Consider the following 250-nt stretch of genomic DNA (forward strand, 5'->3'; position numbering starts at 1 on the left):
GAGCACGGCGGCTATAAGGAAGTCATCTGTCGCATTGTCGGTGAAGGTGCCTATTCACGTCTGAAGTTCGAATCAGGTGCTCACCGTGTGCAACGGGTTCCGGAAACGGAATCACAAGGCCGTATTCACACCTCGGCTTGTACTGTCGCTATTCTCCCAGAAGCCGATGAGATTGATGAAGTCGATATCAATCCAGCGGATTTAAAAGTCGATACTTACCGCTCTCAGGGTGCCGGTGGTCAGCACGTTA

At 51.6% G+C, this 250-nt stretch carries 1 protein-coding gene; it reads left to right on the top strand.

The features are described from left to right. On the top strand, nt 1–250 hold a 250-nt coding region (locus B3V56_RS02965; protein WP_289283957.1), incomplete at both ends, for a PCRF domain-containing protein.

Origin of the sequence: Methylophaga sp. UBA2513, from assembly GCF_002341285.1 — a bacterium.
In the GTDB taxonomy this organism is placed as follows: Bacteria; Pseudomonadota; Gammaproteobacteria; order Nitrosococcales; family Methylophagaceae; genus Methylophaga; species Methylophaga marina.